Source organism: Frisingicoccus sp. (genome assembly GCF_048388605.1).
In the GTDB taxonomy this organism is placed as follows: Bacteria; Bacillota; Clostridia; order Lachnospirales; family Lachnospiraceae; genus Frisingicoccus.
This window is the reverse complement of record NZ_DBGCTU010000025.1, coordinates 1-24781: the sequence shown is the minus strand read 5'-3', so window position 1 is coordinate 24781 and position 24781 is coordinate 1. Positions and strand designations below refer to the sequence as shown.

The window sequence follows — 24781 nt, the reverse complement described above, 5'->3', positions numbered from 1 at the left end:
TATTATTTTGAAAGCATTATCTCTTTCAGATTAATCTTATCTTCTCTGAAAAGTCTTTCATCCATTAACTTGTAGTCCTCAATAATCGGTGTAAATTCCATCTGATCAAGAATATCTTTCTGTAAATCCACACCCGGAGCAACTTCCAACAGCTTCAGGCCGCCAGGAACCAGTTTGAACACCGCGCGCTCCGTGATATAAAGTACATTCTGTCCGACTTCTGCGCCATACTCGCCGCTGAAGGTAATCTGCTGTACCTCATTAAGGAATTTCTTGCTTCGTCCTTCCTGAAGAATAACCAGCTTGCCGTCTTCGATTTTTTCTTTCAGACCGCCTGCTGTAAATGTTCCACAGTAAACAAGATTTTGCGTTGTCTGGGAAATATTGATAAATCCGCCGCAACCTGTAACATTTGTTCCAAAATGACTGACATTGACATTTCCGACTCTGTCGGCTTCAGCCAAGCCAAGATAGCATACATCCAGACCGCCGCCGTCATAAAAATCAAACTGAACTTCCTGCTCAACGACTGCCCAGGCATTCTGAACGGCGCCAAAGGACTGTCCGCCCATAGGCACACCGGCTACCGCGCCGCTCTCAGATGTCATGGTGATCAAATCACTGACGCCCTCTTCTGCCGCGATATTGGCAATTCCTTCCGGCATACCAACGCCCAGATTAATAACAGCGCCCGGAGTTAATTCCATAGCCGCACGGCGTGAAATCAATTTACGTGTATCAAAGGCCATTTCAGGAATAGCGTCCGTTGCAACAAATGTATGTCCGGAAATACTTGGCTGATAGAAATGCTGCTGTGTCTGTCTGTGACTCTTTTCAGGTTCCCGGGATACAACTACCGCATCCACGAAGATTCCAGGAATGGCAACCTTATCTGTCATCAGTCGATCGCAGGTATATTTAACCTGAACAATCACTTTGCCGCCGCAGGCATGAGCTGCCATGGCCAGAACCCGCATATCGATCGGAAGCGCTTCCTCTTCAAAAGAAATGTTTCCAAAAGCATCCGCCGTTGTTCCCCGAACGATAGCCACATCAATTTTCGGTGTCTTGTAGCTTAAATACTCTTCACCGTCAATTTCCACAACTTTAACAATATCCTCTGCCTCTTTTGCCAATTTGTTTACTTTTCCGCCTTCGATACGCGGATCGACAAAGGTTTTCAGTCCCAATTTGGTGATGTGCATCGGCATACCTTTAACCGCTTCATGGAACAGATCAACGATAACGCCCTGTGGCAGGTTATAACCAACCGCCTTTTCTTCCTCCACCAGCTTTCCAAAAGATTTACATGTTCCATAATGTCCGGCAATGACATGGGTCACCAAACCTTCATGGGCCATATGCTGCCAGCCGTGCTCATCATCCCAGCAGCCCTGACCGGCTGCAAAGATTGCATGAAGATCGGCCGGTTTGCCGGTTTCGAGGAAGCTCTTCTCGATACCTGCCAACACTTCCTCCGGAACCCCTTCCATGCAAATACCGGAAGTGGCAATGCAGTCACCATCCTTAATCAAAGCAACCGCTTCCTCCAATGAAATAACTTTACTCATACATAAACCTCCTTTAAATGTAAGTTTTTCCACACCTAAATTGACAATTATTTATCAATTTAGTTTCACCCTACTATTCAGCATTTTCTGTTCCAAATTTACCCCCCCCCTAAAAAATTAAATTTTGTTAAAATATCATAATTTTTAAGTTCTATTTTAATTTTTTTACAGCATTTCGCACATTCAAAAAATGACTTTTATTTTTGAAATTTTTATGTTATAGTTAATTTGAGCACAAATTTATCTATTTTTTTAGAATAAAAAATTATAATTCTATTTTTTTAGAAAGGATTTTGTTAATGGAACCATTTGGAAATGATATGGCATATTTTGAAGATATACTGGAAAATTACGAAGGCAGTATTCTGATCACAGATAGCAAAGGCATCATTCTCTTATGCTCCAGAGGGACCTGCAATCTGACGGGGATGTCCCGGGAAGACTTTATCGGCGTTTCGGCTTATGAACTCCGGGAACGCGGCGTATTCAGCGAGAGCGCCCTTGTCGACTGCATCGAAGCAAAGGAACCGCGAATGACTTATCTCCTGGTTAATGGCGACCCTGATCACGGTATTTATGCCTATTCGCGTCCGATTTTTGATGAGAATGGAAAATTAATCCGGGTTATCGCTTTTAGCCAGGGTGAAGCATTTTCCGAAAAATACAACAGCTTCATGCAGGAAAACAGCGAGCATATGCGAAAACTTCTGAATACGGTCATCAATTCACGCAATGAACCGTCCTATATTGCAGTAAACTCTGAGAGCAAAAGTACCTTTAATTTTGCACAGCAGATTGCGCAAATCGACACCCACGTCATTATTTATGGTGAATCAGGCACCGGAAAAGAGGTCCTGGCCAAATTTATACATGCCAAAAGCCAGAGAAATAAAGAAATATTTGTTCCCGTCAACTGTGCGACAATTCCGGAATCCCTGATGGAATCCGAAATTTTCGGTTATGAAAAAGGCTCCTTCACGGGCGCCAACAAGAATGGAAAAATGGGATTATTTGAACTGGCAAATAACGGTACATTATTTTTAGATGAAATCGGCGAACTTTCGCCGCAGCTTCAGCCAAAACTACTCCGATTTCTGGAAACCGGAGAAATACGCAAAATCGGCGGCAAAGAAACAAAACAATTGAATGTTCGTATCATCGCCGCCACAAACCGCAACTTATTGAAAATGGTTAAAGAGGGCACCTTCCGCGAGGATTTATATTATCGGTTAAACATTTTGCCCCTCACCCTGCCGCCGCTCCGCCAGCGGCCGGAGGACATTCTTCCTCTCGCGGAGTTTTTCTTAAATAAATACAATAAAAAATACGGCAAAGATGTTCATCTGGCCGATAAATACCTTGATGCGCTTGTATCTTACTCCTGGCCGGGAAATATCCGGGAATTAAAAAATGTCATCCAGAGATACGTCATTACCGATGGCGTTGCTCTGCATAACACGATTCAGATCATACAGCCGAATGATAATGAACCTGCGGCAGTTGTCACTTCTTTTGAAAATTATCTTTCAAAGCATACAGGAAAAACCATGACCTATAAGGAATACAAAAAAGGTTGTGAAATGACCTATTTCGAGAATCTACTGAAGGAAAATAAAGGTAATATGTCCAGACTTTCCGCCATTACAGGTCTGCACATTTCCGGCATTTATAAAAAGCTGGAAAAACTCGGCCTGAATCCGAAAGACTATCAAAAATAAGTCAAAAAAGAGCCTAGTCCAAACCCGCCGACTAAGCTCTCTTTTTTTGCTATTCTACAATTTTCATATATGGATAGACCTTTTTCACCAGGGCATCCGGATATTGTTCATCAAGGAACTCTCCGACAGCCGTCCTTGGCGGTATAGATGCCTGCCGCTGTACATACCGGGTGATCGCCATGGACGACACGGCTGCCGTAAGAACCATAACGGCCATCAGTACCCATGTCAGAATTGTCCCTGAAATCAAAGGGATTTTTTCAATCCATCGGCTGACCACCGGATAAATAAGCCGGATAAGGATGACTGCGGCAATCCCCCAGAACCCGCAGAACAACAGATTGATTCGTCCATTCAGGTTAAAGGGAATCTTGCTGTAATCCCAAAAGGTGGTTCCAAAAAGGAATTCAGCCAGAACCGAGCACGAATACTCAAACACACCGCCGAAGAAAAAACCTCCCAGAAAAATGAGAATTCTGCTTCTCCGCACCGAGTAGAGCAGCCCCACTCCCAAAGCGCCTCCGACTCCCCAGACGATGCTGAAAGGGATATAAAGAAAACTGCTCCGGCTCATCACCTGCCCGGTCGTCGCCCACATGTAGATCGTCTCAACAATATCGCCCGCCACGCCGCTGATAAAAAACATCCAGACAAGCTTTTCCAGACACAGGCCTTTGGCAAAAGTCCGCCCGCTGACCCGTCCGAATCCCTTTTCTTCCGAAGGCTCCTGACTTTTCAATTCAGGGAAAGATGTATACATACGCCGCTGAACAACGAGAAAAATCTGTCTTCCCATCGTTTTTCGCATTTCACTGGCCTGATTAACAACGTTCTCGGCGACACCGCCCTTAAAATTTAAATGTAAAGAAGCGGCCAAAGTAACAACGACATCGATCATAAACACAATGCCGACTATCCATGTTATCGCCTCAACCACTCGCTTTGGCGTCAAGATCAGTAAAATGTGAATTGCCGGATGAACAAGCCACAGGGCTGCCACAGAGAGCGCTCCCCAGAAAATCGAATATCTGAGACAAATGTATCCGTTTAAATTATGGGGTAATTCCCGGTAATCCCAGAAACGTCTTCCGGTGATCTTCCTTAAAAGCGCACCTGTCACATACTCAATCACGGTGACAATGCCGACGGCTCCGATAAACTGCCACACGGGCTGCAGACTGTAATCCGTCAGAACATTGTATATAATAAACATACTGACTCCATAAACCGGACACATTGGCCCATTCAAAAATCCCCGATTAATAAAGCGCCCATACTTAAAGGCCGCAAATATTTCTTCTGTCACCCACCCTAAAAAGGAATAGATAAAAAAGAAGGTAATATATAAGTAAATCTCCAGATGCATAAGCCTTTCTCTCCCTTTATCTTATCTGATCGCACATCATGTTCACTAAATCCGGTCCGCGATGGAATACCCGATGGTATTTTCCGGCATCTCTATGCCGAAGTTATCCGCAATCGTCGCCCCAATCACTGCAAAGGTATCCAGTTCTCCAAGTGAACCGCCTTTGTCAAAGGACGGCGAATAAATGAGCAGCGGAACTTTCTCCCGGGTGTGATCCGTACCGCTGTAAGTTGGGTCGTTGCCATGATCGGCCGTGATCATGATCAAATCCTCGTCCCCAATTTTATCCAAAAGCTCTCCGAGCTTCACATCAAAGCGCTCCAGCTCTTCTCTATAACCCACCGGATTTCTGCGGTGCCCCCAAAGGGCGTCAAAATCCACCAGGTTGACAAAACACAAACCTTCAAAATCTTCTCCGGCCAGTTCAATCGTCTGCTCCATGCCATGCACCGAGGATTTTGAACGTTCCGCCCGGGTAATCCCTTCGCCCGCAAAAATATCATTGATCTTGCCGACGGCAATGACATCCTTGCCGGCATCTTTAAGCACGTTCAGAGCTGTCGGGCCAAACGGCTTCAAAGCATAATCATGGCGATTGCTTGTGCGCTTAAATTCGCCCCGCTTCTTTCCGACATAAGGCCTTGCGATGACCCGTCCAACCTTCCACTCTTCCCGCATCGTCAGCTCTCTTGCAATCTCGCAGCAGCGATACAATTCCTTTAAATCAAAGGTCTCTTCATTGCCGCAGATCTGAAGCACCGAGTCGGCTGAAGTATAGACGATCATATGACCCGTTGCGATCTCCTCTTCGCCCAGTTCATCCAGGATGACCGTTCCACTGGCGCTCTTATTGCCGATAACCTTGTGACCCGTCCGCCGTTCCAGCTCTGCGATCAGATCTTCCGGAAAACCGGTATCCGTAAAGGTCTTAAAAGGCGTCGTCACCTTCAGACCCATCATTTCCCAGTGGCCTGTCATAGTATCCTTGCTGGCGCTGGCCTCCCGGAGCGCCGCATAATATCCCACAGGTCCTTCCACAGGTTCAACCTGTTTCAATTGTTTCAGATTTGCCATTCCGAGCTTTTGAAGGTTCGGAATACAAAAACTATCCGCACACTCGGATATATGTCCCAGGGTATCCGCCCCCGTATCACCGTAATCCGCCGCATCCGGCATCTCGCCGATGCCCAGAGAATCAATAACAATTAAAAATATTCGCCGAAACTTTTTCATTTCTGCTCCACCTCCCCGGATTCTTTTTCCTCAGATGTCTGAAAATCCGCCATTGTTTTCGGAGAAAAGGCCTTTGGCAATAGTTCTGCCAGAGTATAGATCTGATAATCCTCCGGACTTTTCGCCAGAATTATCTGAAATTCTTCAGGACTGCAGAACTCCGCCATCACCTGGCGGCAAACGCCGCAGGGCGCACAATAATCCCGAATGACCCCATGCTTTCCTCCGACAATGGCGATCGCTTTAAAGTCCCGCACGCCCTCGCTGACCGCCTTAAAAATCGCTGTGCGCTCTGCGCAGTTGGACGGTCCATAGGCAAAATTTTCTATATTGCAGCCGGTAAAAATCTGACCGTCACTGCTTAAAAGTGCAGCGCCAACCTTAAAGTCCGAATATGGCGCATAGGCATGATCCAATTGTCCGATCGCCTTCTGAATGAGATTTTCCCACATATCACATTTCTCCTTTAACCAACTTTACAATTCTGCTCGTGCCAAGCCTCGAAGCACCCAATTCAATAAACTTTTCCGCATCCTCCATAGATGTGATCCCTCCGGCGGCCTTAATTTTAACCCCCGGCCCGATATTTTCCGCAAAAAGCTTCACATCCTCAAAGGTTGCTCCGCCGCCGCCAAACCCCGTCGATGTCTTAATATAATCCGCACCCGAATCCGTAACAACATGGCAAAGATTCATTTTTTCCTCATCCGTCAAAAAACAGGTTTCAATAATTACCTTTAAAATGTGGCCTCCACAGACCGCCTTAATATCCCGGATTTCTTTAAGAACCCGGTCATATTTTCCCTCTTTAACTGTGCCTACAGAAATCACCATATCAATCTCATCCGCGCCGTCCTTTAGAGCCTGCCGGGTCTCAAAAATCTTCACTTCCGGCGTTGAATAACCATTCGGGAATCCAATCACCGTACAAATCTTCATTTTGTCACCAACATACGCCTTCGCCTGTTTAACGAATCTCGGCGGTATGCACACAGAAGCTGTGCCATAAGTCACCGCATCGTCGCAAATCGCCTTGATCTCATCCCAGGTGGCTGTCTGTGTCAATAGTGTATGGTCCACCTTTGATAAAATTTCTTCTTGTGTCATCCTGCAGTTCTGATTCATTTAATCATCCCTTTCCCTTCTTGCGGCTCCTCACCGCTTCCGTCAGCAAATACTCTATCTGTCCGTTAATTGAGCGGAAATCATCGCAGGCCCACTCGGAAATGTCCTCCCAAAGGCCCTGCGGCAGCCGAAGCAGCACCTGCTTTCTGGCATTTTCCCTGGCTTTTATCGCCTTTTCCCGCTCCTTAATTTCTTTTTCAAGGGAATTTATTTTTTCCAGACGTGCCCGAAGCTTTTCTTCTTTTTCATTTAAATTTTCATCCAAATGAATTTTATCCATGGCTCCGCCTCCCTCCCTGTAAGTTAAAGTTTAATATATACTTCCGCTGTTTACAATAGGCTGGGTATCTTTTCCGGAACAGAGAACAACGAGAAGATTGCTGACCATCGCCGCTTTTCTTTCTTCATCCAAAAGTACGATCTCTTCATCGCCAAGCTTATCGATCGCCATCTTCACCATTCCGACGGCGCCGTCCACAATCTTCTGACGGGCCGCAATGATGGCCGTTGCCTGCTGGCGCTGAAGCATGGCCGCTGCAATTTCCTCCGAATAGGCCAGATTTGTGATCTTCACATCCTCAATCACGATGCCGGCCACATTGACACGCTCCTGCAATGCCGTTTCCATCCGGTCCGCTATCTCCTGAACGCTGCCGCGAAGTGTCTTTTCACTCTCATCATTTTCCTCATCAATCACATCATAAGGATAAAGACGGGCCACATTACGCACCGTGGAATCTGTCTGTATGGAGATAAATTCCATATAATCCTCCACATTAAAAACTGCCTTTGTCGGATCTTCCACCCGCCAGATAACATTTGTTCCGATAACGATCGGATTGCCCATGCCGTCATTGACCTTCTGCTTTTCATTTTTCAGCGTATTGCTCTTTAAGGATACCCGTTTTCTTCCCGGCGTAGTAACGATCTCCAACTCGCTTGTTTTCGCCTTGGCCGCCTTGATCGCCGCACTCTGGGCTTTATCATAAAGGGGACTGTTGGATGCACTGAAAGGGTTTACAAAATAAAATCCCGGTTTTCGGATCGTCCCATAATAACCGCCAAACAAGGTCAATACCAACGCCTCATTCGGCCGCACCGTCTTCAAACCTCCAAAGCAAATGCACACCGCGACAACGCCGACACACGATACTATGATCATAGCAACGGCTAAACCGATATGTCCATATACCGACTGGCGAATACCAAAGGCAAACAAAAATCCAAAGGCCGCCAGCAAAATCAGATCAACAATGAGCATCACCCCGCCGTTCATTGGATGAAGAAGCTTTTCTTCAATATTTCCATTCTCCGTCTTCATAATATTTCCTCCCTGAATTGATATCATTTTGATATCAATATCATATCTCTTTTTTCTTTGGATGTCAACAAAAAAGCTGTACCATCAGCAAATCTATCTATTTACCTCTGATACAGCTCTCACATCGATTTTTTATTCCGCATTAAGCTTGCCAAGGAATTCCTTCATACGCTGGTTTTCCGAATTGAAAACCCGTTCCGGCGAACCTTCCTCAACAATAACGCCCTTGTCCATAAAAATAACATAATCCGACACATTTTTTGCGAAATTCATCTCATGGGTAACAATAACCATCGTCATTTTTTCCGCCGCCAGATTTTTAATGATTTTTAAAATCTCACCGGTCAGCTCCGGGTCCAAGGCCGATGTCGGCTCATCAAAAAATAAAATCTTTGGATTCATAGCCAACGCCCGCGCGATAGACACACGCTGCTGCTGCCCGCCGGACAACTGATACGGATAGGCATTTGCCTTATCCTCCAATCCCATTTTCCGAAGCAGCTCCTTCGCTTCCTCAAATACCTCTTCCCTGTTCCGATGCTGCACCCGCAGCGGTGCATCCGTGATATTCTTTATGACAGAATAATGAGGAAACAGATTGAAATTCTGAAAAACCAACCCGTAATATCCATGAATCCGTTTTAAATCCGCTGCCTTGGCGTAGGACGCTTTGCCGCCCTCGCTTTTCGCCGCAGCTTCTCCCAAATAAATAATATCCCCATCGTCTATATTCTCCAGCATGGTGGCGCAGCGGAGCAGCGTGGATTTTCCCGAGCCGGACGGCCCGATAATACTCAATACCTGCCCTTCATTTACCGTCAGGGAGATATCCTTCAGAACTTCCAATCCATCGAAGCTCTTTTTAATATGCTTCATCTCAAGTAAATTCATCTCTCACCCTCCTAACGATAATAGCTCAGCTTCTTTTCCAGATAATCGAAGAACATGGCGACAACCAGGTTAAAAATGTAATAAAATACGCCGGCAACGATAAAAGGAACGACCGAAGACTGGGCCGCCACCAGCTGCTTTGTCAATGTAAACACTTCGGCCACAGCCAACGTAAATGCCAGCGATGTATCCTTGACAAGAGTAATCGTTTCATTGGCTACCGCCGGAATGATCCGTTTGATGACCTGAGGCATCACGATATGGATAAATGTCTGACTTTTGCTGTAGCCAAGCAGTTTTGCAGCTTCATACTGTCCGTCCGGCACCGCCGCGATCCCTCCGCGGTAAATTTCCGCAAAATAGGCTGCATAATTCAGGGCAAAACCAATCAATACCGCATTTAAACGATAGGAACTGGTGATCGGGATACCGAAAATAAAATACGGTCCGAAATAAACAACTAAAAGCTGAAGCATCAGCGGCGTTCCCCGCATAATGGATATGTATATTTTCGCAAGAATAGAAAGAATCCTGAATCTGGACATTCGAACCAATGCCAGTCCCAGCCCTAAAATCAGCGATGTGATCAGCGTGACAAAAAATATTTCAAGGGTCACGCCCATACCGCCGGATAATTGTTTTATAATATCTGTTACCGCCATCTATTGACCTCCTCCGTAAAGTCCCCCGCTGTACTCACAGGGGTAACTCCTCTCAACTGAGCTCAGTTTTACTTCGCTAAGATTCGAGGAGTACATTCGCACTAAGCTCGAAAACACCTCGCTAAGTGCTCACAATAAAGGGGAGCGATATTGGTCGCTCCCCTGATGTTTTTCGTCTTATTTGCTGATACAGATGTTGTCTTTATTTACGGAGTATTTATCAGCGATGGTATCCACCGTTCCATCGGCTTCCATCTCAAGCAGCGTAGCCCATACCTGGTCACGCAATTCTTCATTTCCAAGTTTGAAGCCGATACCATACTGTTCTTTGGAGATCTCTTCATCCAGAATCGTAATATTATCATTTTTGTTCTGTTTATCTCTTGCAACGCCCTCATCCATGGCTACAGCGTCTGCCGAACCGGCTTCAAGCTCCAGGAGCGCGGTTTCATAATCCGGCACTTCGCGAAGTTCCGCAAAGGAATCTGCCAGCGCCTTGATTTCTTCATTTTCTTCATCCGTCAATGCAGCCAGTGCCGAGGAATCTGCCTGAACTAAAACTGTTTTTCCGGCCAGATCCGCCGCCGATGTAATGCCGCCGTCTTTCTTTACGGCAAACACCTGGGTATTATCAATGTACGGCTCACTCCATGTGTAAGCATCTTCACGGCCATTCATCGTAAAGCCGTTCCAAATACAGTCAATCGCGCCGGAATTTAATTCCATATCCTTTGCATCCCAGTCAATCGGTGTTTTTACAAGCTCCCATCCGTTTCGCTCGCAAACCTCCTGGGCCAGATCCAAATCAAATCCAACATACTCGCCGTTTTCCTGATATCCGTATGGCGGGAAGCTTGCGTCAAAACCAACCGTAAGAGTTGTCCGCTCGCCGGCTGCTGCGGCAGTCTCGCCGTCTTCCTTGCTCTCTGCACCGGTTTCAGCGGTTGTCTCTGCCGTTGTATCTGCTTTTGTTTCTGCCGCTTTATTGCCGCACCCCGTTGCCAGACAAGAAGCTGCCAGCGCTGCGGCCATAACTAATGCCATATTCTTTTTCATGATTCTTTCCTCCTGAATTCTTGTGTTAATCACTCTATTATTCGTGTAACGCTTTATCATAGTAGCATAAAAGCGTATTTATGTCAAGAAAAATGCCGCCTTCCGGCGACATCTTTCCACATTTTCCCATAAAACAAATTTAAAGACGAATAGTCACAAAAATATCGTAAATTGCTTTAATCGCAGCTTCAAAATCCTTATCCTGAACACCGATAATAATATTCAGCTCGCTGGAGCCCTGGTCGATCATCTTGACATTAACATTGGCATGAGCCAGAGCAGAGAAAATTCTTCCCGCTGTACCTCGAGTCGCCTTCATACCCCGTCCAACAACAGCGATCAGGGCTAAGTCGCCCTCCATCTCTATGGAATCCGGATGTACCGCGCGATGCAGGCTTGCAAGAACCGCCTGCTCCTTCTCCTGGAACTCATCCTGATGCACAAAGACAGTCAAGGTGTCAATGCCGGACGGCATATGTTCAAAGGAAACGCCTTCCTTTTCAAACGCCTCGAGAACCCGGCGTCCAAAGCCGACCTCAGCGTTCATCATATCTTTTTCAATTGTGATCGAAACAAAACCTTTCTTTCCTGCGATGCCGGTAATCGTATAATCCGGTTTTACACAGGTGCTTTCAACAATAAAGGTTCCCGCATCCTGCGGCGCATTTGTATTCCGGATATTGATCGGAATCCCCTCCGAACGTACCGGGAAAATAGCATCTTCATGAAGAACGCTGGCTCCCATATAGGAAAGTTCCCGCAATTCCTTATAAGTTACCGTATGAATCGGCTTCGGATTCTCGATGATCCGCGGGTCTGCCACAAGCACGCCGGAAACATCGGTCCAATTCTCATAAATATCCGCCAGCACGGCCTTAGCCACAATAGAGCCGGTGACATCGGAACCGCCGCGGGAAAAGGTCTGAACCTTCCCATCTGCGCTGCAGCCGTAAAATCCCGGGATGACCGCCCGCTCAGTTTTTTTCAGTTTCTCTCCCAGAGAACTGTAAGTTTTTTCCTGGTCCAAAGCCCCATCCTTACGGAAAAAAATAAAATTCACCGGGTCAATAAACTCATATCCCAGATATTCAGCCATAATAAGGCCGTTTAAATATTCTCCTCTGGAGGCTGCGTAGTCAATGCCTTCTTTATTTTTAAAGGCCGTTTCAATCGTCTTAAACTCTTCTTCCAGCGATAAATCAAGGGCCAACCCCTGAATAATTTCATTATACCTCGCTTTGATCTGCTCCAGGAGTTCCCCAAACGGCTCTCCTGCCACAGCCGCCTCATAACAGCGGTAAAGCATATCGGTCACCTTAATATCTTTTGCAAAACGCTTCCCCGGCGCCGAAGGGATCACATACTTTCTGTCCGGGTCGCTTTTGATAATATTACCCACCTTTTTAAACTGTTCGGCGCTGGCCAGAGAACTGCCGCCGAACTTTACAACCTTCTTCATCTGAATAGCCTCCAAATAATATTCTCCTGCTTTTTAAAATTATATAACAGAATCCCCATTTGTCAACGTTTTATTACAAAACTTATAGTAGCCACCGCACGCAAAATAATATATAATATCTATATCTCAGGCATCTGGACAACCGGATATTTTAAAAGCCCGAAGGAGGTTATCATCATGAAAAAACGCTTACTTTTTATTGTCAATCCAAGTTCCGGCACCATAAAGATCAAAGACAGCCTTCTGGAAGTCTGCCAGATTTTCTGTGAGGCAGATTATGAATTGACATTAAATGTTACCAAATATATCTCGGAAACAATCAAAGAATCCATAAATGAGAACGTGCCTTACGATTTAGTTGTTTGCTGCGGCGGAGACGGCACCTTTAACGGCATGGTATCCACCCTTGTTCCTATTGAAGGGCATCCCCCTGTGGGTTATATTCCGTCCGGAAGCACCAATGATTTTGCCCGGAGCATCGGGCTGACGGGCAGTTCTGTCGATATTGCCCGTCAAATTATGACCGGTTCACCGCGAAAGATTGACATCGGCAGCTTTAACCAGCTTTATTTTTCCTATGTGGCGTCTTTCGGAGCTTTTACTGAAGCTTCCTATAATACGCCCCAATCGCTCAAAAACCGTCTCGGACACCTCGCTTATCTTTTGGAAGGGGTCAAGGATCTTTCAACCATCGAACCGTGCCATATGAAAATCATCCACGGTGATGCTGTTATGGAAGATAATTATATCTGGGGGGCTGTCTGCAATTCCACATCCGTCGGCGGTATGATCCGCCTGAATAAAGAACTGGTGGATTTTAATGACGGTCTTTTTGAAGTCATGCTCATTAAAATGCCAAAAACCCTGCTTGATCTGACAAAAATTGTCGTTTCCATCAACACCCAGGCCTACGACCCGGATGTCATTACATTTTTCCAGGCGAACTCTCTGGATATTTATCCGGAAACCGAAGTTCCGTGGACATTGGACGGCGAATACGCACAGGGCAGCAAAGAAATTCACATCCAGAATATACACAACGCCCTTCAGATTATTATTTAATATTCTCACATTTCTTCTCGGTTTTCATACACTGATAGTAAAATAAGTGATTCTCCGAAAGGAGCTTTTATGAATTACCGACAAAATATGGCTCCGTGCTGCCAGCCCGTAACCCGGCCTATGCCGACGCCGGCAGCACCGGCCTGTGAAAATATCAGCACCTATCCCATCGCTATGGCCTACGTGCCTATGCAGACCTTTCAGACAACATTTGACTTAAGTCATGCTCTGGAAGTCGGCACCATTTTCCCTGAACTTCATAAACCATTTTGTGGAAAGAGGTGTGCGCGATGAGAAATTTATGTCAGTTTTCCCAGTCTCAATTAATTGAATATATTAATCAGGTCAGTTTTGCCGTGGACGATATTCTCCTGTTCCTGGATTCCCATCCTGCAAATCAGGAAGCTCTGGCCTATTTCCATGAGCACAGCGAACGCCGAAATGCGGCTTTAAAAGAATATGCCCGCCGTTTCGGGCCTTTAACCATTGACACCGCCAACGATGCTGCCAGCAACTCCTGGGAGTGGATTCATCAACAATGGCCTTGGGAAGGAGGTAACTGCTCATGTGGAACTATGAGAAACGACTGCAATATCCGATAAATATCACACAGCCAAACGCCCAGATTGCCCAGGTGATACTCAGCCAGTACGGCGGCCCCGACGGCGAACTCAGCGCATCCATGCGCTATCTTTCGCAGCGTTTTGCCATGCCAAACCGCCAGGCCATGGGTATGCTCACCGATATAGGTACAGAAGAACTGGCTCACCTGGAAATGGTCGGCACCATCGTAACTCAGCTTACACGGAATTTATCTATGGAAGAAATCAAAAAATATGGTTTTGATAAATATTATGTTGACCACACTGTCGGCATCTGGCCGCAGGCTGCAGCCGGTATTCCGTTTAATGCCTGCGAATTCCAGTCCAAAGGCGACCCGATCACCGATCTGTTTGAAGATATGGCCGCCGAGCAAAAGGCCCGGTCAACTTACGAAAACATCCTGCGGCTTGTAAAAGACCCGGAAGTTGCCGACCCGATCCGATTCCTCCGCGCCCGTGAAATCGTACACTTCCAGCGTTTCGGTGAAACACTCCGTATTTTGCAGGAACAGCTGGATTCCAAAAACTTCTACGCATTTAACCCATCCTTCGATGCACCGACTACCTGCCCGCCATGCGCAAAATAACCGGATAAAAGCACCGCTGCTTCGCAGCCTTTTGACAGGCCGCGGAGCAGCGGTTTCCTGATTTTGATGTATCGTCTTTCAAGCTGCAAAACAATATTTTCTATTGTAAAAAAAATCATTTCTTGGTATGCTATGAATAACTGAAACAATAGCCATCGCCTTGCGGGCGAGCGGCTCGCCGTCTTTTGCCCGCTTCGTGAAAGGCAGGTACGAATGAATACTCTTAAAACAACCATCCGCAAGTATATGCAGTTGATCACATTGTTTTCGGTAGCAGTTATACTGATTATGGTCACATTCATTCTGGTTATGATCGAGCAGAACCGCGCTTATGAGACAGCCGTAAAAACCTTTTCGCAGATTGAACAGATATTAGCGGAAAATCAAAAAGAACTGGCGGACGCCCAGCAGGAATACTCACAGACATGTATTCATAATGCTGAGACTATCTCACGCATTATTGAAAACGAGCCGGATATTGTATATGATACCGAGGAACTGAAACGCATAGCGGAAATTACGGAAGTTGACGAAATCCATATTTTTGACAATACAGGCCGGATTTTTGCCGGAACTCACCCGGAATATTTCAATTATACCTTTGATTCCGGCGAGCAGATGCGTTTCTTTAAACCCCTTCTGGAAGATAAAACCCTGCAGCTTGTCCAGGATATCACTCCCAACACGGCAGAGGGGAAACTGATGCAGTATTCCGCGCTTTGGAGCCGGACCGGTGATTTTATTGTCCAGGTGGGCATGGAACCGGTCAATGTTATGAAAATCACGGAAAAAAATGAGCTTTCCCATATTTTTTCTCTGTTTGCTGTAAGCCCTGAGGCAGGTTACTGCGCAATTGATGCCGAAACAGGGGAAATTATCGGAGCCACCCTTGCAAAATATATCGGAAGAAATATCAATGAAATCGGTTTGACCATCGACAACATTCAAACAAACACACACGGCTTTCCCGCCACCATCGATGGGAATAAAACTTACTGCGTATTTAAAAAGGCTGACAATATCTATCTTGGCCGCATTGTGCTGAACAGTGCACTTTATCAGCAGATTCCTACAATATCCTTTTTGCTTGCCGCCTGTCTCGCACTCATTGCATTAATTCTGTCACATGCGGCAACCAGTTATATAAATCGATACGTTGTAGAAAGAATCCAGGAAGTCAACCAAAAGCTTCGCTCGATTTCTGACGGAAATCTTGATGAAAGCATTGACATTCAAAGCAGCCTCGAATTTTCAGAGTTAAGTACCTATCTCAATATGATGATAAAAAGTCTTCTGGACAATAACAAAAAAATGTCCTATGTTCTCAGCAAAGCAAACAGATATATCGGCGTATATGAATACAATCCGCATATGAACAAAGTTCGATTCACCGAATATATTCCTATGATTCTCGGAATCGATGCAGATGAAGCCGAACGATTGGCCTCGGATTATAATTTATTTAAATCATTTATTGACAATATCCGCCGGAATCCGGTGCCAAACGAACCCGGCATATACCGGCTCAGCGAACAAGCCGAGCAATATGTAAGACTTGAAGAACTCGATGAAAACAATAAAATATTCGGTGTCGCTATCAATGTAACAAGTGAAATCATTCGGCGCAGAGCTCTTGAATTTGAGAGAGACGCCGATCTGCTGACCGGGCTGTACAACCGAAGAGGACTGGATAATAAGCTTGCTTCTTTATTTAAAGAACCTGAGAAACTCGGCTTCAGCGCCTTTGTCCTGATTGATGCCGACGGGCTAAAAGCTGTCAACGACACCTATGGCCATGAAAAAGGGGATATTTACCTTAAAAATATCGCCAGAATGATTCATAACTTCGGCCCAAAATCCAGCATTGCCGCCAGGCAGGGCGGCGATGAATTCATTCTGTTTTTATATCAATATGACAGTGAAGAAGAGCTTCTCAATGCGATTCATGCCCTTGAGGGAATCCAGGACTGGGGTACTGCCCAAATCGATGATAAGACCTTTGTCCGACTCAGTTTTTCACTCGGCTATAGTCTGACGAAAGCCGATATGACCTATTCGGAACTGATCATTGAGGCAGATAAACGGATGTATGAAAACAAACGGCGGCGAAAAAAAGACTGCAAAGACACTGTATGATACCTATAAATAGACCGTAAAAGCACCGCATCCCATCAAAAAAAGAAAAATGCTGCATCGCGCCATAAAAAGCTGCGATACAGCGTTTTTCTTTATAGGCTTGCGCCCGCAATAAACAGGCACAACGGAAGCGTCACAATACATAAAAGTGTTGACACTGTAAAAATCTCCGTCGCATAATAACTGTCCCTGTGATAAATAATCGATAATGTGATTGTCATCGAGGCTACCGGACAGGCCGCCACCACCGCCGCAATCACCTTCATTGGCGCCTCGATCGGAATAAATCGCAATATTCCGCAAAATATCCCGGCCGACACGATTTGCCTCAAAAGTACGACCCAAAACAGCCGGCCATCCCGGAATATTTTCCCGAAATGAATCTGTGCGACAATCGCCCCGGAAAGGATCATAGCCAGCGGCGTATTCATCGCCGCGATCGAATTCATGGCAAAGGCCGGGCTTTCCGGGATCTTTATTTGAAATATAAGGCACAATAAGCCCAAAACCAGCGCGGCCATACTCGGATTGATGAGCTTTTTCACCTGAAATCCTTTGCCGTCCAAAAGCATAATGCCATGACTCCATACAAACAGATTATAAACGGCAATAAAAACCGCCATATAAATCACGCCCGTATTGCCGAGAAGCGCCTCAGCCAGCGGAAGGCCCATGTAGCCAAAGTTGGCGTAGGTTACGGCAAAACGCTCCACCGCGATGTCATATCCGGCTTTTTCCCGAAGAAATATCCGTCCCACCGCAATGGCCATCAGAAAAAATACGACAGCCATCCCGAAAAGAATTCCCATGTGTATCAGTAATTTCCGGTCGTAATCTATCTGAAACGACATAAAAATAACCATCGGGCTGACAATCTGAGTACTCAGCCGCGAAAATTTTTCCTTGGAAGCATCGTCTATAATGCCGGATCTCCAACAAAGGATTCCGACAATCATTATTATAAATATAGAAATAATTTTACCCAATACGGTCGATAGGATCATTGAAATCTCTGGCCTCTCTGCCTCGGCAGCCGGTCCGTCAGATTGCCCTCCGCATCAAAAGGCAGAGGGGACGGCCCTGAAATAATTTCCGCTGTCTCCGGCAATTCCTCAATCAATGCTTCCGAAACCCAAAGATATTCAACAAACTGGCTGTTGCATATCCGCAGGATCTTCGGACGGCGCCGGTCTGCCTGAACACACGTCTTTAAACAAAATTGGATGGCTTCTTTATCGTTTATCATCACACAGGGAATCCTGGAACCATTGAGATTTTTACAGGTCATCGCATTAATGTACATTGTATTTACGTCAAGCTGATCAAAAATACGCCTGGTGATCACACTGGCCATCCCCGTTCCCATGCCGTTGCCATGGGTTTCCGGCGACAGATCCAGCAGACATATGCGCTCCGCCCGAATACCGCCGTCGGCATAGGGCGTCGCAAAAGACCCCGTCACATTCGGATCCATACCGTCGCCGCTGAAATTTTTGCCGATCTCATCCACAATAAGGACATCGCAGGACGGCCATAAAATCTGCGGCATATGCTGTTCGGCTTCTTTTAATAATTCCGGCTCCACACGTTCAATATCTTCCTTCGGCAGCACCCTGATCTTTCTTGTCTCATCAAAGGCATTTTCCACAATGCCTACGCCGCATAAAATATTGGCATGTTTAATAACAGCGCTTCCGAAGGTCCGGACATTATAACCCATCCGCTGAAAACCCTCCGCATGACATACCGAAGCCCCGTATTGCTTGCCCAGTCCGATGGCCATCATCTTCATAAGGCCGCTCTGATAAGGCCCCCGGAAAGCCGTATGGGGCTTTATCCTCCCCACCACAATGATGCCGTCCGCTTCGGCGGCCAGCCGGTCAATAAAAACATCCCGTCCATCCGCCGTATTTCCGATCTTTTTCACATCCATCGATGACTCAATCGGGCATCCCATGCTTTTCTCCGTAATGCCATAGCCTGCCAGAAGATTTTTCTGACCTTCGGCGGTCGCTCCCCCATGACTTCCCATGGCCGGAATAATAAACGGAACAGCGCCGTTTTCTTTTAAAAATGAAACAATTGTTTTGAGAATCAGCGCGATATTCGCGACGCCCCGGCTTCCCGCCGTGACGGCGATCCGCATTCCGCAAAGTCCCGGATTTCCCGCCCGCTTTCTGATGATCAGAACTTCCCTCAGTTCTCCTTTTAAAACAGATACGATCATTTCATCCGTCATATGTGACCCGTCAAATTTTTGTTTTACTCTATAAAACTGTGGCAGTCGGACATCTGACAACAACTGTGTCATCTCCCGGCTGCCGCAATTTAAATAATTCTCTGAAATATCCGTCATCCCCTTTTTCAGGGCACGACTTACCGTCCGCATCTATTGGCAGCTTATCTGCCCGGCTCTTCTTCCCGAACAACTTCACTCCAATAAGGAATGGAAACGGCAGCTCCTGCCCTGGACACGGCGATGGACGCGGCCTTTGAAGCCAGCCTCAAAGCCTTTTCCGGAGTCTCCCCCTCCGAAACGCACCTGAGGAAATACCCGGTAAATGTGTCTCCTGCCCCGGTGGTATCCACAGCGTCTACTTTAAATGCCTTCTGAAAACATTTCTTTTCCGCGGACTGGTACAAAACGCCCTGACTTCCGAGAGTCAGCACCACTTCCATATTCGGATAAGCTTTCAGCAATTCCCGACATATTTCTTCCGGCTCCTTTTTGCCCGTCATCCACTCGCCTTCAACTTCATTTAACAGTAACCATTGAATTTTACTCAGATCACACTGATGGATCACTTCATTGGCCGGAGACGGGTTCAGAGCGATTTTCAATCCCCGCTGCCGGGCCAATTCAATCATTTCAGGTACAAGATTAATCTCATTTTGAAGCACCAGTATATCTCCCGCACAAAATTGATCCAGCACACGTTCAATATATTTTCTGTCCATCTCCTGATTCGCACCTTCATAGAGTATGATCGCATTTTGCCCGGTATCGCTTACCTGTATGATCGCTTTCCCCGTATCGCACTTTGCCTTTTCCACCAAAGCCGTATCCACGCCGGAAGTCTTCATCAAATCCGCCAGCCATTGACCGTCCGGCCCGATCTTTCCGGCATGATACACGGCGGCTCCCGCCCGTGCCAGAGCCACCGACTGATTCAGACCCTTTCCCCCCGGAAACACCTGAAAACTCAGCGATTTTTTTGTCTCGCCCGGCTTTACAAAATCATCCACATGGTACACATTATCAATGTTTATTGAGCCAAAATTCAATATCTTCATCGTTACACCCCACTTATATATTCCTGTCTGAATAACCGTCCGGCCTTACCGCTAAAAAGCAGTCTCCACCTCCCGGATTGCCTGACACATCATCTCTTCTGTAATATTATCAAAAGGTTTTGTCCGCATCAAGACATCGGATACAGCTTTTAAGGCCACTGTATGAATATTTTCATCCGTAAACTCCAGATTCAGACCGCCAAAGGTAGCCACAAGTCCCATGGATGTATAAAGATTCTTCAATTCTTCTTTTTCTTCCTCCGGAGCATTCAGTACCATCAACTGAACGGCAATACCGTAGGCCACCTTTTCTCCATGGGTGATATGATGGCCGCCCGGAAGTTTTGTCAATCCATTCTGGGTCGAATGGGCAATGCCGTTGCGGACTGCTTTAATTCCCAGGGCCTGAACCAGGGCTGCGGTATAAATATTCAGGTTGACGACATTGATAAATTCCTTTGTCAATTCCCCTTTATCCATCGCATCCAAAGCCGCGCGGGCATCCTTAAACTGGTTTTCTTTCAACATTTTTGCCACTGCCAGCGCCATATAGTCGAAAGTGTCCGCATTGTCCGAACCCGGCAGAGACGCGCTGCCCTCATACCACTTTGCCAGGGAATCATAAATGCCCGAGATCAAATATTTTTTCGGCGCTTTCAAGATTACCTCCGGATCAACGATCACCAACGGCGGATTTGTTTTCGGATAAACATTTTCCAGATATTCTCCCTCATCCGAATAAACGATGATCTGATTGCTGGCCGATGCGCAGGTCGCCGCGATCGTCGGAATCGTTATGATCGGAACTCCATAAATCTCCGCTGCATATTTTGCCGTGTCCAACGATTTTCCGCCACCGGTGCCAATGATAAAATCCGGTTCATATTCCCGGCACATAGCCACCAGTTTTTCTACATTATTCATGCTACTCTCGCCGATAAATGCATTTACTATGTATTCGATACCGGCTGCTTCAAGGGCCGGGAACAGCTTGTCCTGAATGGATGCTCTCGAACGGGTCCCTCCGCTGACGATCGTTTTTTTGCCGTAAGGCGTCAGCAATTTTTCAATTTCATCCCAGACATTCGTGCGGCAGCAATATCTTGCCGGGCCTGACTTATTATATTTTATCGTTTCATTGATACTTAAATCCATCATTCTAATCCCCCCAACATTCATCATCCGCCAAGATAAGATTTCTTGACTTCGTCGCTTTCCAATAATTCCTTACTCGGGCCGCTGAGCGTGATCCGACCGTTTTCCATAACATAAGACCGGTTTGAAATGCTCAGCGCCATGAAGGCATTCTGCTCTACCAGCAATATCGGAATCTTCTTTGTCTTATTGATGTCCACAATAACACGGAACATATCTTCCACAATAACAGGCGCCAATCCCAAAGACGGTTCGTCAAACATGATCAGTTTCGGGTCACTCATTAAGCCCCTGCAGATTGCAAGCATCTGCTGCTCACCGCCGCTCAAAGAACCGGCCAGCTGTTTCTGACGCTCACCCAGCTTCGGGAAGATGGCATACATCTCTTCCAAATGATCATTCATTTCTTTTTGGGAATATTTTCGGCAGTAAGCGCCCATTTCCAGATTGTCCCGAACCGACATTTCCGGAAAAACCTCCCGGCCTTCAGGCACATAGACGATTCCCTTCGATACGATTTTCGTATTCCGGATTTTCGTCATATCCTCACCCTGAAATTCAACATTTCCATGCTTCGGCCGGATCAGCCCCATAATGGTTTTCATCAACGTGCTTTTTCCCGCCCCGTTGGCGCCGATCAGAGAAATGATCTCATCCCCGCCAACCTCCAGGCTCACATCGTGGAGGGCCTGGACTTTACCATAATAAGCATCAATATGATTTACTTTAAGCATTCGTTCCAGCCTCCTTTGCCATTTTCTGACGGTATCCTTCACCCAGATATGCCGTGATAACCTCTTCATTCTGCTGGATTTCTTTCGGACTGCCCTCCGCGATCTTGCATCCAAAGTTTAAAACGGTAATATCATGACTCAGGTTCATAACCACATCCATGTTATGCTCAATCAGGAACATATCCACATTTTTCTCATAAACCTTCTGAATAATGTCAATAAACTCTTTGCGCTCCGACGGGTTCAGACCGGCTGCGGGCTCATCCAGAAGGATGAGCTTCGGATCTGTCATCAGTGTACGTCCCAATTCGGTCATCTTCTGACGTCCATAGGCCAGATTATTTACGGCCTCATCTTTATATTTATACATCCCGATAAAATTTAATATTTCTTCTGCCTTCTCTTTTAATGCCTTTTCCTCATTATTGGCCTTTTTGAAATTTATGAGCCAGGACAAAATATTCTGGTTGGTTTTACTCTGTGCGCCGATCATCAGGTTTTCCATGACTGTCATTGTGGAAAATAACTTGATATTTTGAAACGTCCGCCCGATCCCCAACTGGGCTCTGGCATAAATCGGCATTTTGGAGATCGGCTGACCGCAGAACAAAACTTCCCCCTCTGTCTGCGGATCATCGCCGGTGATCATATTAACTGTTGTCGTCTTTCCCGCGCCGTTCGGGCCAATCAGTGCATGGATACGTCCCTTTTTTACCTGGAAATTCAGATCGTTAACTGCCACCAGCCCGAAGTAACGCTTTGTCAGATGCTTTGCCTCCAATATAATCTGTTCATTACTCACAGTCCTCACCGCCTTTCACCGCTGCCTTCTTTTTAAACAGCCTTACCACCTTGCCGTAAATGGATATCAGTCCATTCGGCAGGAACAGGGCGCTGAGCAGGACAAGAATACAATAGGTGATCTGATAGTAATCGCCCAAAAACCGCAGTACCTCCGGCAGCATTGTAATGACCACGGCACCGATAATATTTCCAAAAATATCTCCGATTCCGCCGACCATCAGCATAATAACATAGTTGATGGACAAATCCGTTGTAAATGAAAGACTGGTGATATAATTATTAAAATGCACATACAAAGCCCCGGCAAAGGTGCCGTACATGGCCGCCAGCGTAAACGCCCGTATCTTGATTTTCTTTACATCCAGCCCAAGAGATTCGATAGCGTCCACATTATCCCGGATCGCCCGGAATTCCCGGCCCCATTTGGAATAAACGATCCGCGCGGAAATCAGACACATAATAATGGCAACGATGAGCATAAAGTAAAAATACTTGACATTGTTATCCAGGGCGATCGGTCCGACGGAAAAGCGCGGAATATCTTTAAGTCCCTGCGTACCTCCTGTAATTTCCGTCAGATTGGTTGCGAAAATACGAACGATTTCCGTAAAGGCCAGCGTTGTCAGTGAAAGATACGGTCCTCTCAGTTTCAAGCTCGGATATCCAAGACCCCGGCCGATCAAAAAGCCTGCGCCGATCGCTATCATCATGGTCAGCCACGGCGAAATACCAAAGTTTCTGGATAAAATGGCTGAAATATATGCGCCGATCGCATAAATACCCGCCGTACCCAGGTTCATCTGGCCTGTCAGACCGGTAACAAAATTCAAGCCAAAAACAACAATCATATTAATCGTCAGCTGATTTAATAAAGTGATATAATAATTATTTTTAACGGCCAGCGGCACACAGGCCAAAATGATAAATGCCGCTGCAATCCAAATGATTCTCTTATTTTGAATTTTCTGCATGCTTTACTCCTTTCTATCGTGTCTTCCCTGTAATGCCCTTCGGACGGATCAACAGGAAAGCGACGAGTAAAACAAAAGCCACAATATCTTTATAAACCGACGGAAGCACCATTGACGCGAGATTCTCAATAATGCCGATAACCAGGCCGCCGATAATTGCCCCCGGCAGATAGCCGAAGCCGCCGATAACACCGGCTGCAAAACCTTTAAGGCCGATCATATTTGACATAGTTGTACTGATATTCAGCAGCGGAGAAACAAGCAAACCGATCAGACAGCAGATCATCATACTGATAGCCACTGTGATCATCATTACATGTTTTACATCAATACCCATCAACTGGGAAGCATTCCGGTTCTGAGCAACGCAGCGCATGGCCTTTCCCGGTTTTGTTTTGTATAAAAATAACTGAAGTGCACCGACACAAAGCGCCGCCACAATGATGATAGCAATATTAGCTATCGAAATAACAACGCTGCCGATCTTCACCGTTCCTATCAAAAATCCCGGAACAGAAAATGGAACCGGTCCCCAAAACAAACGGACAAATTCAATAATAATTTTCCCCAACATGACTGTCGCCATAATTGTATAAATCATTGTCATATTCCGAAGCGGAATAAATATGGCCCTTGCAATCACCAGGCCGATCAACGCAACCGTAATCAGGCTCAATATAATTCCCGGCCCATATCCCATACCCAAACCGAGAATATAAGTTCCGCCGAAAATATATGCTCCAAGAGTAATCAATTTATCATGACTAAAATTCAATACACCGGAAGCATTCCAGATCAATGTGTATTCAATGCCGACCAGCGCATAAATAAATCCCATGGCGATACCGCTGACAATAAGCTGTATCAAAATTCCAATCATATAACGACCTCCTAACCCGCAAGTCCACTCTTTGATGAAAAGGGGAAATCGGCTAATGCCGATTTCTACCCATTAAAAAGAGAAATAGAGATACCCTGCAGAAATGCGTGCATTACAACACTTGCATATTCTTCAGGGTATCTCTATTTCTCAG

25 protein-coding genes are annotated in these 24781 nt (G+C 46.0%); 6 read left to right on the top strand and 19 right to left on the bottom strand.

Annotated features, from left to right (window positions below):
• Positions 1-2: 2 nt before the first annotated feature.
• A complete protein-coding gene (locus tag ACMN7X_RS05345; protein ID WP_418746459.1) occupies positions 3-1571 on the bottom strand; it encodes an acyl CoA:acetate/3-ketoacid CoA transferase in 1569 nt (522 codons plus the stop codon).
• Between the two features lie 299 nt (positions 1572-1870).
• Here ACMN7X_RS05345 and ACMN7X_RS05340 point away from each other — a divergent pair, with 299 nt between their 5' ends.
• Complete coding sequence (locus tag ACMN7X_RS05340) at positions 1871-3289, top strand: sigma-54 interaction domain-containing protein (RefSeq protein ID WP_418746458.1); 1419 nt, start codon at positions 1871-1873, stop codon at positions 3287-3289.
• 49 nt (positions 3290-3338) lie between these two features.
• Here ACMN7X_RS05340 and ACMN7X_RS05335 read toward each other — a convergent pair whose 3' ends face one another.
• The 10 genes from ACMN7X_RS05335 to ACMN7X_RS05290 all read right to left on the bottom strand — a co-directional run bounded on the left by ACMN7X_RS05335 (position 3339) and on the right by ACMN7X_RS05290 (position 12402).
• Positions 3339-4655 carry a putative ABC transporter permease gene (locus ACMN7X_RS05335; protein WP_418746457.1) on the bottom strand — a complete coding sequence of 439 codons (1317 nt, stop codon included), beginning with the start codon at positions 4653-4655 and terminating at the stop codon, positions 3339-3341.
• A 45-nt stretch (positions 4656-4700) separates the two neighbouring features.
• Positions 4701-5888 (bottom strand): phosphopentomutase, encoded by a 1188-nt coding sequence (locus ACMN7X_RS05330; protein ID WP_418746456.1) that lies wholly within the window; start codon positions 5886-5888, stop codon positions 4701-4703.
• The gene (locus tag ACMN7X_RS05325) at positions 5885-6340 is read right to left on the bottom strand and encodes a cytidine deaminase (RefSeq protein WP_418746455.1); all 456 of its coding nucleotides are present in this window, start codon (positions 6338-6340) and stop codon (positions 5885-5887) included. Before ACMN7X_RS05325 ends, ACMN7X_RS05330 begins: the two co-directional genes overlap by 4 nt.
• A 1-nt stretch (position 6341) precedes the next feature.
• Positions 6342-6995: a deoxyribose-phosphate aldolase gene (gene deoC / locus ACMN7X_RS05320; RefSeq protein ID WP_418746545.1), complete on the bottom strand. Its 654-nt coding sequence runs from the start codon at positions 6993-6995 to the stop codon at positions 6342-6344.
• Positions 6996-7017: 22 nt separating this feature from the next.
• Positions 7018-7182, bottom strand: coding sequence for an Arc family DNA-binding protein (locus ACMN7X_RS05315; protein ID WP_418746544.1), 165 nt, complete (start codon positions 7180-7182; stop codon positions 7018-7020).
• A 141-nt stretch (positions 7183-7323) separates the two neighbouring features.
• The gene (locus tag ACMN7X_RS05310; RefSeq protein WP_418746454.1) at positions 7324-8334 is read right to left on the bottom strand and encodes an SPFH domain-containing protein; all 1011 of its coding nucleotides are present in this window, start codon (positions 8332-8334) and stop codon (positions 7324-7326) included.
• A gap of 132 nt (positions 8335-8466) precedes the next feature.
• Complete coding sequence (locus ACMN7X_RS05305) at positions 8467-9225, bottom strand: amino acid ABC transporter ATP-binding protein (RefSeq protein ID WP_418746453.1); 759 nt, start codon at positions 9223-9225, stop codon at positions 8467-8469.
• An 11-nt stretch (positions 9226-9236) separates the two neighbouring features.
• Positions 9237-9887 carry an amino acid ABC transporter permease gene (locus tag ACMN7X_RS05300; protein ID WP_418746452.1) on the bottom strand — a complete coding sequence of 217 codons (651 nt, stop codon included), beginning with the start codon at positions 9885-9887 and terminating at the stop codon, positions 9237-9239.
• 177 nt (positions 9888-10064) lie between these two features.
• Positions 10065-10943 carry an amino acid ABC transporter substrate-binding protein gene (locus ACMN7X_RS05295; RefSeq protein ID WP_418746451.1) on the bottom strand — a complete coding sequence of 293 codons (879 nt, stop codon included), beginning with the start codon at positions 10941-10943 and terminating at the stop codon, positions 10065-10067.
• A gap of 139 nt (positions 10944-11082) precedes the next feature.
• Positions 11083-12402: an aspartate kinase gene (locus ACMN7X_RS05290; protein WP_418746450.1), complete on the bottom strand. Its 1320-nt coding sequence runs from the start codon at positions 12400-12402 to the stop codon at positions 11083-11085.
• Positions 12403-12579: 177 nt separating this feature from the next.
• Between ACMN7X_RS05290 and ACMN7X_RS05285 the strand changes: the two genes are divergently transcribed.
• The 5 genes from ACMN7X_RS05285 to ACMN7X_RS05265 all read left to right on the top strand — a co-directional run bounded on the left by ACMN7X_RS05285 (position 12580) and on the right by ACMN7X_RS05265 (position 16789).
• Positions 12580-13464 (top strand): diacylglycerol/lipid kinase family protein, encoded by an 885-nt coding sequence (locus ACMN7X_RS05285; protein WP_418746449.1) that lies wholly within the window; start codon positions 12580-12582, stop codon positions 13462-13464.
• Positions 13465-13533: 69 nt separating this feature from the next.
• On the top strand, positions 13534-13758 hold the full coding sequence (locus tag ACMN7X_RS05280; RefSeq protein WP_418746448.1) for a spore coat associated protein CotJA: 225 nt from the start codon (positions 13534-13536) through the stop codon (positions 13756-13758).
• A complete protein-coding gene (locus ACMN7X_RS05275) occupies positions 13755-14066 on the top strand; it encodes a spore coat protein CotJB (protein WP_418746447.1) in 312 nt (103 codons plus the stop codon). The genes ACMN7X_RS05280 and ACMN7X_RS05275 overlap by 4 nt, the downstream gene beginning before the upstream one ends.
• Positions 14030-14653: a manganese catalase family protein gene (locus ACMN7X_RS05270; RefSeq protein WP_418746446.1), complete on the top strand. Its 624-nt coding sequence runs from the start codon at positions 14030-14032 to the stop codon at positions 14651-14653. Before ACMN7X_RS05275 ends, ACMN7X_RS05270 begins: the two co-directional genes overlap by 37 nt.
• 213 nt (positions 14654-14866) lie before the next feature.
• Positions 14867-16789, top strand: coding sequence for a diguanylate cyclase (locus ACMN7X_RS05265; protein WP_418746445.1), 1923 nt, complete (start codon positions 14867-14869; stop codon positions 16787-16789).
• A 92-nt stretch (positions 16790-16881) separates the two neighbouring features.
• Here ACMN7X_RS05265 and ACMN7X_RS05260 read toward each other — a convergent pair whose 3' ends face one another.
• From ACMN7X_RS05260 to ACMN7X_RS05225, 8 genes are read right to left on the bottom strand one after another with little or no spacing between them, the layout of a single operon-like run.
• A complete protein-coding gene (locus tag ACMN7X_RS05260) occupies positions 16882-17793 on the bottom strand; it encodes an AEC family transporter (RefSeq protein WP_418746444.1) in 912 nt (303 codons plus the stop codon).
• Positions 17790-19178, bottom strand: a complete 1389-nt coding sequence (locus ACMN7X_RS05255) for a lactate racemase domain-containing protein (RefSeq protein WP_418746443.1) — start codon at positions 19176-19178, stop codon at positions 17790-17792. The genes ACMN7X_RS05260 and ACMN7X_RS05255 overlap by 4 nt, the downstream gene beginning before the upstream one ends.
• A gap of 11 nt (positions 19179-19189) precedes the next feature.
• Entirely contained in the window at positions 19190-20083 is an 894-nt protein-coding gene (locus ACMN7X_RS05250; RefSeq protein ID WP_418746442.1) for a ribokinase, read from the bottom strand.
• 51 nt (positions 20084-20134) lie between these two features.
• On the bottom strand, positions 20135-21241 hold the full coding sequence (locus ACMN7X_RS05245; RefSeq protein ID WP_418746441.1) for an iron-containing alcohol dehydrogenase family protein: 1107 nt from the start codon (positions 21239-21241) through the stop codon (positions 20135-20137).
• Positions 21242-21261: 20 nt separating this feature from the next.
• On the bottom strand, positions 21262-21972 hold the full coding sequence (locus tag ACMN7X_RS05240; protein ID WP_418746440.1) for an ABC transporter ATP-binding protein: 711 nt from the start codon (positions 21970-21972) through the stop codon (positions 21262-21264).
• On the bottom strand, positions 21965-22774 hold the full coding sequence (locus tag ACMN7X_RS05235) for an ABC transporter ATP-binding protein (RefSeq protein WP_418746439.1): 810 nt from the start codon (positions 22772-22774) through the stop codon (positions 21965-21967). The genes ACMN7X_RS05240 and ACMN7X_RS05235 overlap by 8 nt, the downstream gene beginning before the upstream one ends.
• Positions 22767-23747 (bottom strand): branched-chain amino acid ABC transporter permease, encoded by a 981-nt coding sequence (locus ACMN7X_RS05230; protein ID WP_418746438.1) that lies wholly within the window; start codon positions 23745-23747, stop codon positions 22767-22769. The genes ACMN7X_RS05235 and ACMN7X_RS05230 overlap by 8 nt, the downstream gene beginning before the upstream one ends.
• A 13-nt stretch (positions 23748-23760) precedes the next feature.
• Positions 23761-24627 (bottom strand): branched-chain amino acid ABC transporter permease, encoded by an 867-nt coding sequence (locus ACMN7X_RS05225; protein ID WP_418746437.1) that lies wholly within the window; start codon positions 24625-24627, stop codon positions 23761-23763.
• Positions 24628-24781 lie beyond the last annotated feature (154 nt).

Excerpts from the sequence above, each read along its gene's own strand:
- ACMN7X_RS05345 (WP_418746459.1), bottom strand. The coding sequence starts at position 1,571 with ATGAGTAAAGTTATTTCATTGGAGGAAGCGGTTGCTTTGATTAAGGAT.
- ACMN7X_RS05340 (WP_418746458.1), top strand. The coding sequence starts at position 1,871 with ATGGAACCATTTGGAAATGATATGGCATATTTTGAAGATATACTGGAA.
- ACMN7X_RS05335 (WP_418746457.1), bottom strand. The coding sequence starts at position 4,655 with ATGCATCTGGAGATTTACTTATATATTACCTTCTTTTTTATCTATTCC.
- ACMN7X_RS05330 (WP_418746456.1), bottom strand. The coding sequence starts at position 5,888 with ATGAAAAAGTTTCGGCGAATATTTTTAATTGTTATTGATTCTCTGGGC.
- ACMN7X_RS05325 (WP_418746455.1), bottom strand. The coding sequence starts at position 6,340 with ATGTGGGAAAATCTCATTCAGAAGGCGATCGGACAATTGGATCATGCC.
- deoC (WP_418746545.1), bottom strand. The coding sequence starts at position 6,995 with ATGACACAAGAAGAAATTTTATCAAAGGTGGACCATACACTATTGACA.
- ACMN7X_RS05310 (WP_418746454.1), bottom strand. The coding sequence starts at position 8,334 with ATGAAGACGGAGAATGGAAATATTGAAGAAAAGCTTCTTCATCCAATG.
- ACMN7X_RS05305 (WP_418746453.1), bottom strand. The coding sequence starts at position 9,225 with ATGAATTTACTTGAGATGAAGCATATTAAAAAGAGCTTCGATGGATTG.
- ACMN7X_RS05300 (WP_418746452.1), bottom strand. The coding sequence starts at position 9,887 with ATGGCGGTAACAGATATTATAAAACAATTATCCGGCGGTATGGGCGTG.
- ACMN7X_RS05295 (WP_418746451.1), bottom strand. The coding sequence starts at position 10,943 with ATGAAAAAGAATATGGCATTAGTTATGGCCGCAGCGCTGGCAGCTTCT.
- ACMN7X_RS05290 (WP_418746450.1), bottom strand. The coding sequence starts at position 12,402 with ATGAAGAAGGTTGTAAAGTTCGGCGGCAGTTCTCTGGCCAGCGCCGAA.
- ACMN7X_RS05285 (WP_418746449.1), top strand. The coding sequence starts at position 12,580 with ATGAAAAAACGCTTACTTTTTATTGTCAATCCAAGTTCCGGCACCATA.
- ACMN7X_RS05280 (WP_418746448.1), top strand. The coding sequence starts at position 13,534 with ATGAATTACCGACAAAATATGGCTCCGTGCTGCCAGCCCGTAACCCGG.
- ACMN7X_RS05275 (WP_418746447.1), top strand. The coding sequence starts at position 13,755 with ATGAGAAATTTATGTCAGTTTTCCCAGTCTCAATTAATTGAATATATT.
- ACMN7X_RS05270 (WP_418746446.1), top strand. The coding sequence starts at position 14,030 with ATGTGGAACTATGAGAAACGACTGCAATATCCGATAAATATCACACAG.
- ACMN7X_RS05265 (WP_418746445.1), top strand. The coding sequence starts at position 14,867 with ATGAATACTCTTAAAACAACCATCCGCAAGTATATGCAGTTGATCACA.
- ACMN7X_RS05260 (WP_418746444.1), bottom strand. The coding sequence starts at position 17,793 with ATGATCCTATCGACCGTATTGGGTAAAATTATTTCTATATTTATAATA.
- ACMN7X_RS05255 (WP_418746443.1), bottom strand. The coding sequence starts at position 19,178 with ATGCGGACGGTAAGTCGTGCCCTGAAAAAGGGGATGACGGATATTTCA.
- ACMN7X_RS05250 (WP_418746442.1), bottom strand. The coding sequence starts at position 20,083 with ATGAAGATATTGAATTTTGGCTCAATAAACATTGATAATGTGTACCAT.
- ACMN7X_RS05245 (WP_418746441.1), bottom strand. The coding sequence starts at position 21,241 with ATGATGGATTTAAGTATCAATGAAACGATAAAATATAATAAGTCAGGC.
- ACMN7X_RS05240 (WP_418746440.1), bottom strand. The coding sequence starts at position 21,972 with ATGCTTAAAGTAAATCATATTGATGCTTATTATGGTAAAGTCCAGGCC.
- ACMN7X_RS05230 (WP_418746438.1), bottom strand. The coding sequence starts at position 23,747 with ATGCAGAAAATTCAAAATAAGAGAATCATTTGGATTGCAGCGGCATTT.
- ACMN7X_RS05225 (WP_418746437.1), bottom strand. The coding sequence starts at position 24,627 with ATGATTGGAATTTTGATACAGCTTATTGTCAGCGGTATCGCCATGGGA.